This window comes from Williamsia sp. CHRR-6, assembly GCF_018474015.1.
GTDB lineage: Bacteria > Actinomycetota > Actinomycetes > Mycobacteriales > Mycobacteriaceae > Williamsia_A.
This window is the reverse complement of sequence record NZ_JAHCSG010000001.1, coordinates 40,731-56,357: the sequence shown is the minus strand read 5'-3', so window position 1 is coordinate 56,357 and position 15,627 is coordinate 40,731. Positions and strand designations below refer to the sequence as shown.

Below are 15,627 nucleotides of genomic sequence, written 5' to 3'. Positions count from 1 at the left end.
GGGTGAACCGTCGAACCAAGATCGTCTGCACCCTCGGACCGGCCACCGACTCGAACGAACGGGTCCGCGAACTCGTCGAGAGCGGAATGGACGTGGCCCGATTGAACTTCAGCCACGGCTCCCACGCCGACCACGAGGCGATGTACAAGCGGGTTCGGGAGGCATCCGACACGACGGGCCGAGCGGTGGGCATCCTGGCCGATCTGCAGGGGCCCAAGATCCGACTCGGTCGGTTCGCCCAGGGTCGCACCGAGTGGGCCACCGGCGAGTTGATCCGGATCACCGTCGAGGAGATCGAGGGCACCCACGATCGGGTCTCCACCACCTATCGCGAGCTGGCCGCCGACGCCCAACCGGGTGATCGTCTCCTCGTCGACGACGGCAAGGTGGGTCTGAGCGTCGTCGACATCGAGGGCAACGACGTGCTGTGTCGGGTCACCGAAGGTGGACCGGTCAGCAACAACAAGGGCGTCTCGCTGCCGGGCATGAACGTGTCGGTCCCGGCGCTGTCGGAGAAGGACATCGCCGACCTCGAGTTCGCGCTGCGGCTCGGGGTCGACCTCGTGGCACTGTCGTTCGTGCGGTCACCCTCTGACATCGAGCTGGTGCATGAGGTGATGGACCGGATCGGCCGACGGGTACCGGTGATCGCCAAGCTCGAGAAGCCCGAGGCGGTCGACAACCTCGAGGCGATCGTGCTGGCCTTCGATGCCGTGATGGTCGCACGCGGCGACCTCGGGGTGGAGCTACCCCTCGAGGATGTGCCACTGGTGCAGAAGCGGGCCATCCAGATCGCACGGGAGAACGCCAAGCCCGTCATCGTGGCCACCCAGATGTTGGAGTCGATGATCGAGAACTCTCGACCCACCCGGGCCGAGGCGTCTGATGTGGCCAACGCCGTGCTCGACGGTGCGGACGCGGTGATGTTGTCCGGGGAGACGTCGGTGGGCAAGCACGTGATGGAGACCGTGCGCACGATGGCCCGGATCGTCTCGGCCGCCGAGAACGGCTCGCGGGATGTGCCTCCGCTGAGTCACGTCCCACGCACCAAGCGCGGCATCATCTCCTACGCCGCACGCGACATCGGTGAGCGACTCGACGCCAAGGCGCTGGTGGCGTTCACCCAGTCCGGCGACACCGTGCGTCGACTGGCGCGGCTGCACACCAGGCTGCCGTTGTTGGCGTTCACCCCGCTGCCGGAGGTGCGCAGTCAACTCGCGCTGAGTTGGGGTACCGAGACGTTCCTCGTCGATCGGGTGGAGACCACCGATGCGATGATCCGACAGGTCGACAGCTCATTGCTGAAGATCTCACGGCTCAACGTCGGCGATCAGGTGGTGATCGTGGCCGGGGCACCCCCGGGTACCGTAGGCTCGACAAATCTGATCCACGTTCACCGCATCGGTGAGGAGGATCACTGAGACCCTGATCGCGGAGCCGAAGGACACCTTCTGAACCCGTCGGACCAGATGTTCATCCCGACCGGCGGAGCACCGACCATGCAGAGTGACCTCGATACGCTGGTCGCGTTGTTGGACATCACAGCGTGCGGTCCTGATCGGTTCGTCGGGCGCCACCCTGAGCAGACCACCTCGCGAACGTTCGGCGGGCAGTTGCTGGCGCAAGGTGTGATCGCCGCCGGGCGCACCCTGTTCAAAGGTGCGCCACCGGTGCACGCGCTGCACGCGCACTTCATCCGCAGCGGTGACGTCACCCAGCCGCTGGAGTATCACGTCCATCGTTCTCGCGACGCTCGCACCTTCGCCAACCGACAGGTGACCGCGGTGCAGGGCGACCTCGAGATCTTCACCATGCTCGTCGCCTTCCAGGACACCGCCGCCGGTCTCGAACATGCCGTCGAGATCCCTGATGTCCCCTATCCCGAAGACCTACCGCCGCTCGGCGACCACTTCGAGGGTTTCGAAGAACACATCGCAGTGTTCATCAACGCACTGCATCCCATCGACATCCGATTCGCCAACGATCCGACCTGGAAGGCACGCGATTCCGGTGAGCGGCGCCAGGACAATCGGGTGTGGATGCGGGCAGATGGACGCTTGCCCGACGACCCACTGCTGCACGCCGCCGTCACCTGCTACGCCTCCGACACCACGGTGCTCGACTCGGTGATCACCACGCACGGTCTGTCGTGGGGGATCGACCGACTGTTCGCGGCCACCGTGAACCATTCGATGTGGTTTCACCGTCCGTTCCGGTTCGACGAGTGGATGCTCTACGCCACCGAGTCGCCGGTGGCATCGGGCTCACGCGGATTGGCGGCCGGGCGGTTCTTCACCCGCGAGGGGCGACTGGCGGTGACGGTGGCACAGGAGGCATTGATCCGGCACTTTCCGCCCCGAGTCCACCAACCGTGACCATCCCAACCGACCATCCCAACCGACCATCTCAGCCGCCGACCTCCTGGCCCCTGACGTGGCAGCCGCGATGGCCATCCGCACCCACCACGGGCGCGTGTGTGGATTCCTCGGCATGCTGGGGTGATGGAGACTTCGGTGGGTGCAGCGTTTGCGATCCTGGGCTGGGTGTTGTTCGCGATCGTGGTTCTCGTTGGGATCGGTTGGCTGGTCGGTCGCTACTTCGTGCGTCGCGGCAAGCAGCCCCCATGGGTGGTTACCTTGATCAACCGCTTCACCGACGAGGTGGTCGATCGCGTCAAACACCCGATCACGGTGGCCGTCCTCGACGAGGTGGCCGCGGTGCTCAAGACCGGCCACTACACCCGCAACATCGCCTCGGCGCTGGAAGAGAACCGTGTGGAGATCAAGGCCATGGTGGCCGAGAAGATCGTCTCCGACCCCAAGGCCGGCTACGTGCGGTACCTGCCGTTCCACCGGGAGATTCTCGAGTTGACCAGCGAGACAACGCTTCGCGTCATCTTCGAGATCCTGGCCGACCCGCGTACCGATGAGCTCGTTTCAGACTTATTGCGCGACAACATCACCCAGATCCGGGCCCAGGTGGTCACCCGACAGTACGGGTGAGCTCGGCTGCGGTGATCGTCAGCTGTGGTCGCCGGGCGTCGCCCGGTCGCAGACCATTCCCCGGTGCATCACCCGATCGCCGATCACCTCGGAGTGATCGGCCCGATGGAGGACACATCGGTTGTCCCACATGACCACATCGCCAGCGCGCCAGGAATGGCGGAGCACGAACTCATCCCGGGTGCAGTGCTCGTAGAGCGCTCCGATCAGCTCGGCGGACTGCTCGTCGTCCATCCCGCTGACCGCGACACAGCGCGCTGGGGTGGAGACGTACACCGCAGTGCGGCCCGACACGGGGTGCTGTAGGAACGCAGGATGATCGGCCCGGGCCTCGACACCGTTGTCGATGGCGCCGGCGGCATGGGTGATGGTCCGTCCCGCCAGCTTGGCGTGCAGCGCTGCGGGCATTGCGTCATACGCCGAGTATTGATCGGCGAACAGGGTCTGTCCGCCGCGCGCCGGTACCTGCTTGGCCACCAGAGCCGTGTACGCCGGCGGAGTGGGGACGTAGCTGGTGTCGGTGTGGAACACCGACCGCGGGGTGGTCGTCCGCCCGACATTGGAGATCACGTTGAGGTCGGGGTGTCCGGGTACCGGGGTCTCGCCGGGGGTGAACATCGGATCGCCGAAGGCGGTGAGGAAGGCCAGGAATCCGGTGTCGTCGACGTCCTGATCGGGGAACACCAGGACCCCATGGGTGCCGAGCAGACCTCGCAGCACCGCGATGTCGTCCTCGCTCGTCGCCGCCACGTCATGGTCGAGGACCGTTGCTCCACAGGGTGATTCGGTTCGGATCTGCATCGTGCTCAGACTCCTGATGTCGGGTCGTCGGGGTGGTTTCGGCCAGGTCTGGGTTCGTGCGTCGAGAGCAGTTCGTCGACGGCGATGTCGAACAGGGTGGTGACGTCGATGCCTGCGGCCCGCGCCATCACCGCGATCACACTGCTCGGCGAGAACGAGCAGTAGGGGCCCGCCTCCAGGAACCAGGGATTGCCCTGCGGGTCGATCCGGAAGTCGAAGAGGCTGTGGTGTCGGCACCCCAGGGCTCGGTGTGCCCGCACTGCCATCGCCGCCACGCGTGCGTTGATCGGGTCGGTGGGGTCGACGATCCATGCCCGGGTCACGTCCTTGGCCACCAGGAACAGCTCTCCGTCGGTGCGGGCCAGCTTGTCCTCGGGCCGACGGATCGGCCGGGTGTGGGCGTCCACGGCGTACTCCTCGAGGGGTAGCACCACCGGAGCGCCGTCGCGGACGATGATGCCGCACCGCACTTCTCGGCCGAGAGCGATGAACTCCTCCACCAACGCCACCCCGGAGGGGAGCTGGGCGGCGGTGACGGCGGCGGGGAACTGGCTCGCCTCGGTCACCAGCGTGACCCCCACCGAGTTGTCCGAGGCAACCGGTTTCACCACCACCGGCGGGGTGAGCGTGGCCGATTCGCCGGCGGCCAGCACCTCGCCCCGGGGCACCGCGACGCCTGCCGTCGCCACCACGGCGCGGGTGCGCGCCTTGTCGGCCGCCAACGCCATCGTTTCACCACGGTTGCCCAGGAACTCGACGCCGATCACCTCGAGCAACGAGCGGTACGATGTCATGCCCGCGTGGCAGAACATCTGGGGCACAGCCACATCCACGCCCAACGACAGGATGTGGGAGATGGCTTCGGCGATCGCCATCGGCGTCGAGTCGGCGATGGAATCGGCGGTCAGGTCGACCGGGAAGCGCCAGGTCCGGTCCGGATGTACCAGAGCGATGTGGTGCTGGTCGCGATCTCGCGCGCTCAACGCCGCCAGGCATCCCCGGGCGTACACGATCGACAGATCGAGGTGGAAGTCGTCGGTAGGGGAGCCGACGAGGTGGAGCACCGTCCGGGAGGTGCCGGTGGCTGCCCTGGTCATCAATCTCCGCCGGGTTCGACGAGCTTGCCGATGTTGAAGTCGATCCGTGACCATCGGCGTCGGCCACGCAGGTTTGCCACCAGCAGGCTCGGTATCTGCAGATGGTGGACCATCAAGAACGGCAGTGGGTCCCAGCGGGTGAAGATGGCGTCGGTGCCGCGCATGATCGTCGAGATCCGAGCACGCCGATCCGGTTCGGTGAGCAGCCGCCAGATCTCGTGGTACAGCCAGTAGGTGGGGCGGGAGGTGAGAGTGGGTTCGATTGTCCCGCTGCGGTTGTCGACGTAGGCGGCGGCGAGGTCGGGGTGGTCGTAGAACATGGTGATCGCCGAGTGGGTGCGCGGATTGCACTCGATCGCATACGGGGTCCCGTCGGCCGACTCGATGAAGTCGAATGATGCCTGCCCGGTGAGATCGGTTGCGGCGAGGAATCTCTCGACCCAGGTCCGGATGGCGGGCTTGTCGACCATCTCGTAGTTGATCTGGAACGCCGAGGACTCGCAGCAGGCATAGACCTGCAGTCGGCCCGCCCGCACGGTCCCGTGCGTGCAGTACTCGCGGCCGGTGATGAACTCCTGCAGGATCCACGGGTCGTCGGCGGTGATGCCGAGGCTGCGTGCGAATGCGGCGTTCTCGGCGGGTGTCTCGCGTCGCAGGGGGGTCAGGTCCATCCGTCCGACCGGGTTGTAGGCGATGCGTTTGAGGATGTACGTGCGGCCCGGCGGGAAGTCGAAGGTCTCCACCCCGTGCGGGTCGGTGATGCGGCACGAGTCGGGCACCGACAGACCGAGAGCTCGCGCGGTGGCCGTGAACTCGTCCTTGTCGTCGAGCATGCGGACCGTCGAGATGTCGCCATGGATCACCTCGCACACCTCGTCGAGGACCACCCGAGCAGCGGCCTCGGGGATGCTCGAGGCCGGACTCGACACGGGGATCACCACGTCGACGCCCTCGGCGAGCACGATGTCGCGAAGCGCGTGGGCATAGCCAGGTGCACTCGGGTCGGGGGTGGTGCAGAAGACGTCGACCGCGCGGGAGAACTGATGTCCGGTCCACCGGTACTTTGCCGCCTCGCACAGCACCACTCGATGCCCGGCCAGATGCATGGCCCGTGCGATCGCCAGCGACTTCGTCATCTTGCCGCCGGTGATCAGCACGGTGCGCCGACGCGACGCGGGCGTCACCGTCGGCGAGGCGACCCCGGCGATGGTGGTCGCCCAGGCGACGGTGGTGATCACCAGGTTGATCGGCAGCACGGTGGCGAGCAGGCCGAGCACACCGATGGTGCGTAGCGCTTGGGCCACGCCACCGCCGGTGTTCGACGCCCCGGTGTTCGCTGTCCCGATGCTGGTGATCGTGCGTCTCGTCGTCCGGCGGTTCATCGGGGCGTGCTCGCCTCCGGTCGCCGCCGGATCAGTGTCACTCCGTCCCGGATGGGCAGCAGCACCTGAACCACGCGTGGGTCGTCGCGAACTGCGGCGTTGAACGCCGCGATGGCCTCGCCGTTGGGCGATCGTTCGTCGCAGTCCAGGTAGGGCTCGCCCTGCATGAGGGTGTTGTCCACCACCACGGTTCCGTGCTCGGCCAGCAGTCCACCCGACAGGATGGTCTCCAGATACCCGAGGTAGCCGGGTTTGTCGGCGTCGATGAAGACGAGGTCGAAAACCGGACGCTCGGCGGGTGGTTGCGCGGCGAACCCGGTCAGGGTGTCGCCGGCTGGCCCGACGTGGACCGAGATCTTCTGTCCCGCAGGGGAAGCCGCGAAACCAGCGCGCGCGAACTCGGCCACCGCCGGATCGAGCTCACAGGCCACCACCGTCCCGTCGTCGTCGAGGGCCTGCGCCATCGCCAGCGTGGCGTACCCGGTGAACATCCCGACCTCCAGGATCCGACGGGCCTGTGACATCGCCACCAGGAACCCCAGCAGGGCACCCTCCACATGCCCCGAGAGCATCTCCTGCTCCAACGGCACCACATGCGCTGCGGCACCGTCACCGAACCAGGGGGTCTCGGCGGTCCGATGGGCCAGTTGCGTCAATGCACGCGACGGTGGGCTGGTGCACTCGCCGACGTAGGGCTCGAGTCCCGCAGCCAGACGGTGCAGTCGATCGAGGCGAGCGCCGAGCTCGGGGGTGAGGTGACCGGCGACGCTCAACTCATCGCGCAGTGCGCCGATCTCCGCGGCGATGATGGTCGACGGGGTGACCGGTCGACCCGGCGGCGAACCGGGTCGCGTCGCGGTGTGGGCGGTGGGCGGGATGGTCGTCGGCGTCATCCGACGGGTGCGGTGAAAGCGTCCACGCCGTCGCCCGCCCGTGCGAACTCGGCGCAGATCTTCCGGTGGATCTCCAGGGTGTCGGTCAACTCCGCGTCGCTGAGGTCGTTGATGAAGTGGCAGATGCCGATGGGGTTGGGCACCGCCGCCCGGAGCAGCCCGTCGCGAGTCCGCAGGATCGAGGCGGTGGCCTCGGTCAGCAGCTCTGCGGTCAGGTACGGGCTGTCGAGCGACAGGCCGAGGTCGCTCATGACGGTCAGCACCCGGTCGCGATCGGCCACGGTGATGTGTCCGCGCCGTTCGGCCAACGTGGTCGACAGGGCCATGTCGATGGCGATCGCATGGCCGTGGAAGAACGGTTCACTCGGTGCCAATTCCAGGGTGGGGCTCCAGGTGTGACCGAACGCGATCACCCGGTCGAGGTCGAGTTCGTGCAGGTTCGGTGCCTCGAGGTGCAACATCGTCTCGATGGCCTGGTGGGTGAGTCGGGCGCCGTCCTCGCGGAGTCGGGCCGAACCGTCGAGGTGCCCGAAGCGAGTACGGAGCAGGTCGGGTCCGTGGGCTTCGAGGAGCTCGAAGATCTCGAGGTTGCCCACCACCGCGATCTTGATCAGCTCGGCCATCCCGTTGCGCACCTGATCTTCGGGAAGCGTTGCCAGAAAGGAGAAGTCGAGCAGCACCTTGCTCGAGGCGTGGTAGGCACCGAGCCGGTTCTTGTGCTTGCCGTGGTTGACCGCGACCTTGATGGACACGCTGGCGTCGATGAGTCCGATCAGCGTCGTCGGGATCCTGATGTAAGGGGTGCTGCGGCGGTAGCTCGCGCACGCGTAGCCGGCTACGTCGGTGGTCAGGCCGCCGCCCACGACCAGCACCGGCTCGGTGCGGACCAGCCCGAAGGCGTCGAACGCGGTGACGATCTCCTCGAACGTCTCCAGCGATTTTGCCTTCTCCGCGATTCCGACCTCGACGATCGTCAGCTCGATCGAATGCGCGGCGAAGTAGGCCTCGATCTGCTCGCGGTAGAGCTCCAACACGTTCTTGTCGATCACCATCAACGTACGGCCGTAGGCGCGGTAGCTGTCGGCGAGCTCGGTGTTGGCGGGATCGAAAACCCCTGTCACATAGATCAAGTCGTACTCGATCTTCTCGTAACCCTCGACGTGGAACGAGGTGTCGGTGACGGTGACACTGGCCTGGATGGTGCTCATGGGTACTCCTCGAGACAGATGAATCGGGTGGTGGGACCGGGTGGGCAGATGCTGCTCAGGCCCCGGCGAGAGCCAGTGATTTCAGCTCGGTGAAGTCCAGTTCGCTGCTGGCGGTGTGCGCGTCGGCGAAGTCGGCGTGTGCGGTGTTCTGGTTGGGAAAGGCCACGCAGGTGATGCCGGCCGCGCGCGCTGCCGCGAGCCCGCCGAGGTTGTCCTCGATGGCCACGCAGTCGCCGGGCTGGGCACCGAGCTTTCGCAGCGCGAAGAGATATGCGGCCGGATCGGGCTTGGCCGCACCCGCCGACTCGATGTCGACGACCAGATCGAACGCGTCGCGGCCGAGCTCGGGCGCGAGGGCGTCGAGCAGCGCGGTGACCGTGCTCCGCGCAGTCGAGGTCACGAACGCCACCGGGATGCCTGCGGCCCGTGCGGCCGTGACCGTGGCCGCCACGCCGGGCCGGGCGGTCACGGTGGCGGGGCTGATCAGGTCGGCGAACACGGCGGTCTTGGTGGCGTGTACTGCCGCGGCATCGACGGTCTGGCCCTGGGCGTGGGCGTACTCTCGGATGCGATGCTCGCCGCCGCTGGTGTCGAGCATCGCGAGGTAGTCATCGCGTGTCCACGACCAGTTCAGGTGATGCGCGGCGAATGCGGTGTTGAAGGCCTGGCGTTGCAGTTCCGACGTGTCGGCCACGGTGCTGATCGACCCGAAGAGTATGTACGGCATGGGTTTTCCTCCTGAAGAGGCTGTGAGACGCGCCCGTCGAGGCGGATCGCGTGCAGGGGATACGAGCGACGAACAGGCGCGCGACTCGTCGAAATCCGTTGGCGCCGTGAGTTTTCCACGCCGAGACGGATATTGGTGACCCAACAGTACAGTACTGGACCGCCAGGACAACAGGTATTTTCTCTCCGACAACAAACGTGCGATTGACGTCGTGATCGAGGAGGTGACGAGCTCCGATGCCGACCGGCCATTCTCGGGAACCGGGGGAGGACGCCCGGGTTGCCCGGACCCGTGCCGACGTGGCCCGCGCCGCGCTCGATGTCCTGGTGAGGCGTGGGTGGGAGGAAGTGACCCACTCTGTCGTCGCTCGCGCCGCCGGCTACTCGAAGACCACGCTCTACACCCATTGGCCGTCGCGGGTCGACCTCATCGCGATGGCCTTGACCGCGGTCGACTCCATCCCGCACGCCGCTCCCACGGGCGACCTGAAGGTCGATCTCGCGGCCGAGTTGCGTGCCATGCGGGCCGGGACGGTCGAGCGCAACCTGGGCCGGGTGTACGTCGCGTTGGCACAGTGGGGTGCCGATCACGAAGAGATCGCCGACATCCGGCGCAGGCTGGTTGCCGATCAGGAGAGCCGACTGCGATCGATGCTGTCGGAGGTGTCCGCGGCGGCAGCGGTCGACGCCGCGGTCGCGATGCTGACCGGCGCGGTGATCTGGCCGATCCTCATGCACGGTCTGGTCCCCGGCGACCATGTCATCGACGCCGCTGTGTCGTTGGTTCTCGCGGGTGTCGACACGCATCGCTGATCGGTTGGTCGCGAACCGGGTGGCGCCGCGCGACGTTGTGCGGGAACGACTTTCATCGCCGGTGGGCGACGGTTGGCGGGGCGACGAGGTGGACGGCATCACCTCTTATTCTCCACAGCTGACCCTGGTCCCGGGGTCGTCCACGGTCACGATTGGGGGCAGAAGCCGACGCCTGCCGTTTTCGAAGGTCACGAATTGACAGTCAATGCGAGACGGCGGGAACGGATTCGTAGGCAGTTGTCGGTGCCGCACGGGGGTCGGGGTGCATTGCACGCACCCGTGGGGCGTGTGACCAGAGCTGAGAAGTTCGCGTGCGGTGAGTGCCCCCGGTCAGACTCGAACTGACACTGGACGGGTTTTGAATCCGTTGCCTCTGCCAATTGGGCTACGGGGGCGTCGGGCGCAGCTGCCCGGCAGCGGCGCGCGGGACCACGTTAGTGGATCAGCGACGACAATCGCCAACCGGTACTGTCTCCTCAGCTCGTCGCGGCCCGCAGCCGTCGAGTCCCACGATCTGGAGGTGCTCGAAGTGACAGTCGAACCAGCGGCATCGTCGGGTCCATCACCAGCTCCCGCTCACCGCGTGTTGGTGGCCGAGGATGACTCGCTGATCCGGATGGATCTGATCGAGATGCTCCGCGAGGAGGGCTATGACGTGGTGGGCGAGGCGCCGAACGGTCAGATCGCGGTCGACCTGACTGAATCGCTACGGCCGGATCTGGTCATCATGGACATCAAGATGCCTGTGCGTGACGGTATCGATGCCGCTGCGGAGATCGCTCGCAAGCGGTTGGCGCCGGTGGTGATGTTGACGGCGTTCGCGCAACGCGACTTCGTGGAGAAGGCCCGCGACGCCGGTGCGCTGGCGTATCTGGTGAAGCCGTTCACCAAGTCGGATCTGGTCCCGGCGGTCGAGTTGGCGGTGAGCCGCTACACCGAGCTGACGACGCTGGAATCGGAGGTCGCCGACCTCAGCGACCGGCTGGAGACACGCAAGATGGTCGAGCGCGCCAAGGGGCTGCTGATGAGCAGTCAGTCGCTGACCGAACCCGAGGCGTTCAAGTGGATTCAACGCGCGGCGATGGATCGGCGGACGACGATGAAGGCGGTGGCGACGGTGATCATCGAGACCCTCGACACCGACGGGGAGCCCCGCCTCTCCTGAGCCGAGTGTCCCTACGACCCTGCGTTCGGGTGTACGGCACGGACGAGGCGTGCTCGGCGCGACACGGACGCAGTTTTCGGGGATCGTTACTCGCGGGCAACACAAGCGCGCTAGCTTTACCGCACCGCCGGCGGGTCGTGGGTCCCCTGGGGTCGGATTTGCCCGGTTGCGGTGTTGTGCACAACGAACGTCCACATGAGGAGAAACATTGATGTCGGGTCGCCATCTGATGAGTGGTGCAGTCGTCGCAGCGGTATCGGTGCTGACGCTTGCTGCCTGTAGCAGCGACAACAGTTCTGGCTCGAGCGGCGACAGCAGTTCCGGCGCGCCTGCGAGCGTCGCGGTCGAATCGACCCCGGCGCCTGCGGGTCTGGGGCTGGCGCAGAAGCTCGACTGCGCCCCGGATGTCGCCACGCCGGGTCCGGTCAGCACCGGACCGCTGAAGGTGGGCACTCTGCTCCCGGCCACCGGAAGCCTCGCCTTCCTCGGGCCCCCCGAGTTCGCAGGCGTCAAGCTCGCGGTCAAGGACATCAACGAGGCCGGCGGCGTACTCGGCAAGCCGGTCGAGGAGATCACCGGTGACTCCGGTGACACCACCACCGACACCGCCAGTGCCACGGTCGACCGCGAGATCGCCGGTGGCGCACAGGTGATCGTCGGGGCCGCGTCGTCGTCGGTGTCGCTGAAGGTGATCGACAAGATCGCCACCGCCGGCGTCGTCATGTTCTCCCCGGCAAACACCTCAGCGCAGTTCACCTGCTACAAGGACAAGGGTCAGTACTTCCGCACCGCGCCATCGGACACCCTGCAGGGTCAGGCTCTCGCCCAGACCATCGCGGCCGACGGTGTGCAGCGGCTGTCGATCCTGGCGCTCAACGACCCGTACGGAACGGGCCTGGCCGACAACGCCATCAAGAACCTTGAGGCGGCAGGCATCCCATCGGATCAGATCCAGAAGATCATCTACGACCCCAACGCCCAGTCGTTCAACGCCGAGATCGACAAGGTGAAGAACTTCAACCCCGACGGCATCGCGGTGATCGGCTTCGACGAGAGCGCCAAGATCATCAACCGCATGCACGAGGTGGGCATCGGCCCGACCGACGGGAAGTCGGTCTACGGCGTCGACGGCAACATGGGCAACGCGCTCGGTGAGGCTGTGGGCAAGGGGCTACTCAAGGGCATGAAGGGCACCACGCCGCTGACCAACACCGGCAAGGATTTCCAAGAGCGCCTGAAGTCGGTCGACCCGAAGCTGGTCGACTTCAACTACGGCGGTGAGAGCTACGACGCCACGGTGATTTCGGCTTTGGCTGCAGCACAAGCCAAGTCGACCAACGGCCGCTCCATCGCCGCCGAGATCAACAAGGTCACCTCCGGCGGCACCAAGTGCACCGACTACAAGGCCTGCCTTGATCTGGTGAACAAGGGCACCGACATCGACTACGACGGGATCACCGGCACGCTCGACTTCAACTCCGCGGGCGAGCCGTCCATCGGGTCGTACGGGATCTTGGAGTTCGACAAGGACAACAAGCTGCTCGATCCGGTGCGCAAGTACGTGTCGGTGGCCGCCAAGTAGGTCGATCCACCGCGTCTGACACCACGACCCCGGTACGGAGATCTCCGTACCGGGGTCGTCGTCTGTGTGCCGTGTGGGCCCTGCGCGCCAGATCAGCTCGGCGGGTCGGTCACCTACTCCTGGGTGTCGACCTTCTTGGGGGCCTCGACTGTCTTCTCGGAGCTGCCGGCCAGAGTGCCGAGGTAGAGCTCGATGATCTTGGGGTCGTTGCGCAACGACTCGCCGGTGTCGGTGTAGGCGTTGCGGCCCTGGTCGAGCACGTACCCGCGGTCGCAGATCTGCAGGCAGCGCCGGGCGTTCTGTTCGACGAGGATGATCGAGACGCCGGTGGCGTTGATGGCCTTGCAACGGATGAACACCTGGTCCTGGAACATCGGGGACAGTCCCGCCGACGGCTCGTCGAGCAGCAGTACCGCGGGCTCCATCATCAGCGCGCGCCCCATCGCCACCATCTGCCGTTCTCCGCCGGACAGCGACCCGGCCTTCACCTTGCGCCGCTCGGACAGCAGCGGGAAGAGGTCGGCGACCGCATCGAACCGTTCCGCGAACTTTTTCGGCCGCAGGAAGATCCCCATCTCGAGGTTCTCTTCGATGGTCAGGGACGGGAAGACGTTCTGGGTCTGCGGCACGTAGCCCACCCCCAGCTGCACCAGGCGGTGTGCCTTGGCGGAGGTGATGTTCTCGCCGCCCATGGTGACCGCACCCTTGCGGATGGGGATCAGGCCGAACAGGGCCTTGAGCAACGTCGACTTCCCGGCGCCGTTGGGGCCGATGATGCCGACGATCTCGCCCTGGTCGAGGTAGAAGTTGCAGCCTTCGAGGATGTTGATCCCGGGAAGATAACCCGCGGTGATGTCGTCGGCGCGGATCAGGGAGTTCACCGCCCGACGCTGGTGTTCCTCGGGGGTCGCGGCCAGTTCGGCCGGGCTCAGGGCCTGCGGATCGGTCACAGTGTCTTCTCCTCGGCTCCGGTGGGATGCGTGCCCGCAGTGGACAGATCGCCGCCTGCCTGCAGGGCCTTCGCCACGGCGTCGTCCACCTCCTCGGCCAACTCGGCGGTGGCGCCGACCGGGTTGCCGTCGGCGTCGAACTCGAGCATCTGGTCATGATGGCCGCCGAGGTACGCCTCGACCACAGCCTCGTTCTCGCCGAGGCGATGCGGCAGTGACTCGGCGATGACCGATCCCTGCGCCATCACGACCACCCAGTCGCTGATGTCGCGGATCACGTCCATGTCGTGCTCGACGAAGACCACCGTCCTGCCCTCGTCGCGTAGCGACTTGATGTGTTCGAGCAAGCTCTGGGTGAGGGCCGGGTTCACTCCGGCCATCGGTTCGTCGAGCATGACCACCTCGGGGTCACACATCAGTGCGCGTGCCATCTCGAGCAGCTTGCGTTGCCCACCGGACAACGATCCGGCATAGTCCTGCGCCTTGGCGTCCAGCTTGAACCGTTTGAGCAGGGCGTGCGCCCGTTCGGTCACGTCGGCCTCTTGCGACCGCCAGGTCCACGGGGCCAGGGCGGCGAAGAAGTTCTCGCCGCGTTGCGACCGAGCGCCCAGGCGGACGTTGTCCAGCACACTGAGTTTGGCCAGCGCGCGGGTCAGCTGGAACGTGCGGACCATTCCGCGGCGCGAGACCTGATGGGGCACGAGTTTTCCCAACGACTCGCCGTTGAGTGCCCAGGTCCCGGTGTTCGGCTTGTCGAAGCCGGTGATCAGGTTGAAGAAGGTGGTCTTGCCGGCCCCGTTGGGGCCGATGAGTCCGGTGATCGCACCCCGTTGGATCTCCAGGTGGGCTACGTCCACCGCCGTCAAGCCGCCGAACTTGCGGGTCACCCCATCAACGACGATGACCGGGTCGGGCTTGGCACAGCCGGGTACGGGATCGAGCGCGGCGAAGATCTCTGCCCGCTGCGCGGCCGAAAGAGGGGACAGCCGGGTCGCGTCGTCGGCCGGTCGGCCGGTGGTCTCACTTGGCATCGAGTTGGACCTCTCGTTTGTTGCCCAGGATGCCCTGAGGCCGGAACACCATCAGCAAGGCGATGGCCAGGCCGAGCAGCACGTAACGCACGGCGCCCACCTGCTGTTGGGTCAGGTCGATGTAGTCCGCCGAGACCGCCTGGCGCAGCAGCACATCGGGGATGGTGAGCAGGAACCAGAACAGCATGGCGCCCACCACCGGCCCGAACACCGTGGCCGCACCACCGAGGATCAAGGCGCCGTAGGCGAAGAAGGTCTGTGCGGTGGAGTAGAAGTCGGGGTTGACCGACTGTGTCTGCAAAGCGTTGAAGACTCCGGCCACACCACCGACGCAGCCACCGAGCACCAGTGCCTGCATCTTGAAGGAGTAGGCGTTCTTGCCCACCGAGCGTGCGGCGTCCTCGTCCTCACGGACCGCTTTGAGCACACGCCCCCACGGGCTGCGTACCAGCAGGAACACCAACAGGCAGAGTACCGCCACGATGCTCCATCCGATCAGCATCGACCACAGATCGCTGCCCTGGAACTTGACCCCGAAGAACGAGTAGGTCTTGCCGTTGTCGAACGGGCTCTGGGAGTAGAACCCGCCCGCGTACCCGTAAAGACCGTTGGTCGAGCCGGTGACGCTCGTCGTCGACGTCGATCGGAACACCAGACGCAAGATCTCCGATGCCGCGATCGTGACGATGGCCAGGTAGTCGGCGCGCAGACGCAGGGTGGGTAGACCGAGCACCAACGCGAGGACCCCGGCCGCGATGATGCCGACGAGCGAACCGGCCCACAGGGGCCAGTCGTGTTTGACCGCCATGATGCCCACGCCGTATCCGCCCAGCAGGGCGAAGCCGATCTGACCGAAGTTGAGCAGACCGGTGTAGCCGAAGTGCAGATTGAGTCCGATCGCCAACAGTGCGTAGAAGATCGCCGAGGGCCCGACGAGTTGGGCGAGGGAGAGCTGCAGTGCAGAGACGAGATCCATC

General features: G+C 66.3%; 15 protein-coding genes and 1 tRNA gene. 6 read left to right on the top strand and 10 right to left on the bottom strand.

Annotated features, from left to right (window positions below; translation table 11 throughout):
• The first annotated feature begins 2 nt into the window (after positions 1-2).
• From pyk to KIK15_RS00230, 3 genes are all read left to right on the top strand, one after another.
• Positions 3-1,421: a pyruvate kinase gene (gene pyk, locus KIK15_RS00240; RefSeq protein WP_214242187.1), complete on the top strand. Its 1,419-nt coding sequence runs from the start codon at positions 3-5 to the stop codon at positions 1,419-1,421.
• Positions 1,422-1,499: 78 nt separating this feature from the next.
• Entirely contained in the window at positions 1,500-2,375 is an 876-nt protein-coding gene (locus KIK15_RS00235) for an acyl-CoA thioesterase II (RefSeq protein ID WP_250323874.1), read from the top strand.
• A gap of 126 nt (positions 2,376-2,501) precedes the next feature.
• Positions 2,502-3,002, top strand: coding sequence for a hypothetical protein (locus tag KIK15_RS00230; protein WP_214242185.1), 501 nt, complete (start codon positions 2,502-2,504; stop codon positions 3,000-3,002).
• 18 nt (positions 3,003-3,020) lie between these two features.
• On the opposite strand, the gene KIK15_RS00225 is transcribed toward KIK15_RS00230, so the two are convergent.
• Genes KIK15_RS00225 through KIK15_RS00200 form a run of 6 tightly spaced genes read right to left on the bottom strand, consistent with a single transcriptional unit; the run spans position 3,021 to position 9,110 of the window.
• On the bottom strand, positions 3,021-3,803 hold the full coding sequence (locus KIK15_RS00225) for a TauD/TfdA family dioxygenase (RefSeq protein WP_214242184.1): 783 nt from the start codon (positions 3,801-3,803) through the stop codon (positions 3,021-3,023).
• 5 nt (positions 3,804-3,808) lie between these two features.
• Positions 3,809-4,900 carry a D-alanine--D-alanine ligase gene (locus tag KIK15_RS00220; RefSeq protein ID WP_214242183.1) on the bottom strand — a complete coding sequence of 364 codons (1,092 nt, stop codon included), beginning with the start codon at positions 4,898-4,900 and terminating at the stop codon, positions 3,809-3,811.
• Entirely contained in the window at positions 4,900-6,282 is a 1,383-nt protein-coding gene (locus KIK15_RS00215; protein ID WP_250323873.1) for an ATP-grasp enzyme, read from the bottom strand. The genes KIK15_RS00220 and KIK15_RS00215 overlap by 1 nt, the downstream gene beginning before the upstream one ends.
• On the bottom strand, positions 6,279-7,175 hold the full coding sequence (locus tag KIK15_RS00210; protein WP_214242182.1) for an O-methyltransferase: 897 nt from the start codon (positions 7,173-7,175) through the stop codon (positions 6,279-6,281). The genes KIK15_RS00215 and KIK15_RS00210 overlap by 4 nt, the downstream gene beginning before the upstream one ends.
• Positions 7,172-8,383, bottom strand: coding sequence for a sedoheptulose 7-phosphate cyclase (locus tag KIK15_RS00205; protein WP_214242181.1), 1,212 nt, complete (start codon positions 8,381-8,383; stop codon positions 7,172-7,174). The genes KIK15_RS00210 and KIK15_RS00205 overlap by 4 nt, the downstream gene beginning before the upstream one ends.
• Positions 8,384-8,438: 55 nt before the next feature.
• On the bottom strand, positions 8,439-9,110 hold the full coding sequence (locus tag KIK15_RS00200; protein ID WP_214242180.1) for an HAD-IA family hydrolase: 672 nt from the start codon (positions 9,108-9,110) through the stop codon (positions 8,439-8,441).
• 236 nt (positions 9,111-9,346) lie between these two features.
• Here KIK15_RS00200 and KIK15_RS00195 point away from each other — a divergent pair, with 236 nt between their 5' ends.
• Entirely contained in the window at positions 9,347-9,922 is a 576-nt protein-coding gene (locus KIK15_RS00195) for a TetR/AcrR family transcriptional regulator (protein WP_214242179.1), read from the top strand.
• Positions 9,923-10,243: 321 nt separating this feature from the next.
• Here KIK15_RS00195 and KIK15_RS00190 read toward each other — a convergent pair.
• Positions 10,244-10,317: transfer RNA gene (locus KIK15_RS00190), tRNA-Leu, on the bottom strand.
• Between the two features lie 134 nt (positions 10,318-10,451).
• Here KIK15_RS00190 and KIK15_RS00185 point away from each other — a divergent pair.
• Both KIK15_RS00185 and KIK15_RS00180 read left to right on the top strand, forming a co-directional pair.
• Positions 10,452-11,087, top strand: coding sequence for a response regulator (locus KIK15_RS00185; RefSeq protein WP_307851664.1), 636 nt, complete (start codon positions 10,452-10,454; stop codon positions 11,085-11,087).
• A 211-nt stretch (positions 11,088-11,298) separates the two neighbouring features.
• Entirely contained in the window at positions 11,299-12,669 is a 1,371-nt protein-coding gene (locus KIK15_RS00180; RefSeq protein WP_214242178.1) for an ABC transporter substrate-binding protein, read from the top strand.
• Positions 12,670-12,782: 113 nt separating this feature from the next.
• On the opposite strand, the gene KIK15_RS00175 is transcribed toward KIK15_RS00180, so the two are convergent.
• From KIK15_RS00175 to KIK15_RS00165, 3 genes are read right to left on the bottom strand one after another with little or no spacing between them, the layout of a single operon-like run.
• Complete coding sequence (locus tag KIK15_RS00175; protein ID WP_214242177.1) at positions 12,783-13,619, bottom strand: ABC transporter ATP-binding protein; 837 nt, start codon at positions 13,617-13,619, stop codon at positions 12,783-12,785.
• Positions 13,616-14,650, bottom strand: a complete 1,035-nt coding sequence (locus KIK15_RS00170) for an ABC transporter ATP-binding protein (RefSeq protein ID WP_214242176.1) — start codon at positions 14,648-14,650, stop codon at positions 13,616-13,618. Before KIK15_RS00170 ends, KIK15_RS00175 begins: the two co-directional genes overlap by 4 nt.
• Positions 14,640-15,626, bottom strand: a complete 987-nt coding sequence (locus KIK15_RS00165; protein ID WP_214242175.1) for a branched-chain amino acid ABC transporter permease — start codon at positions 15,624-15,626, stop codon at positions 14,640-14,642. Before KIK15_RS00165 ends, KIK15_RS00170 begins: the two co-directional genes overlap by 11 nt.
• Between the last annotated feature and the right edge of the window lies 1 nt (position 15,627).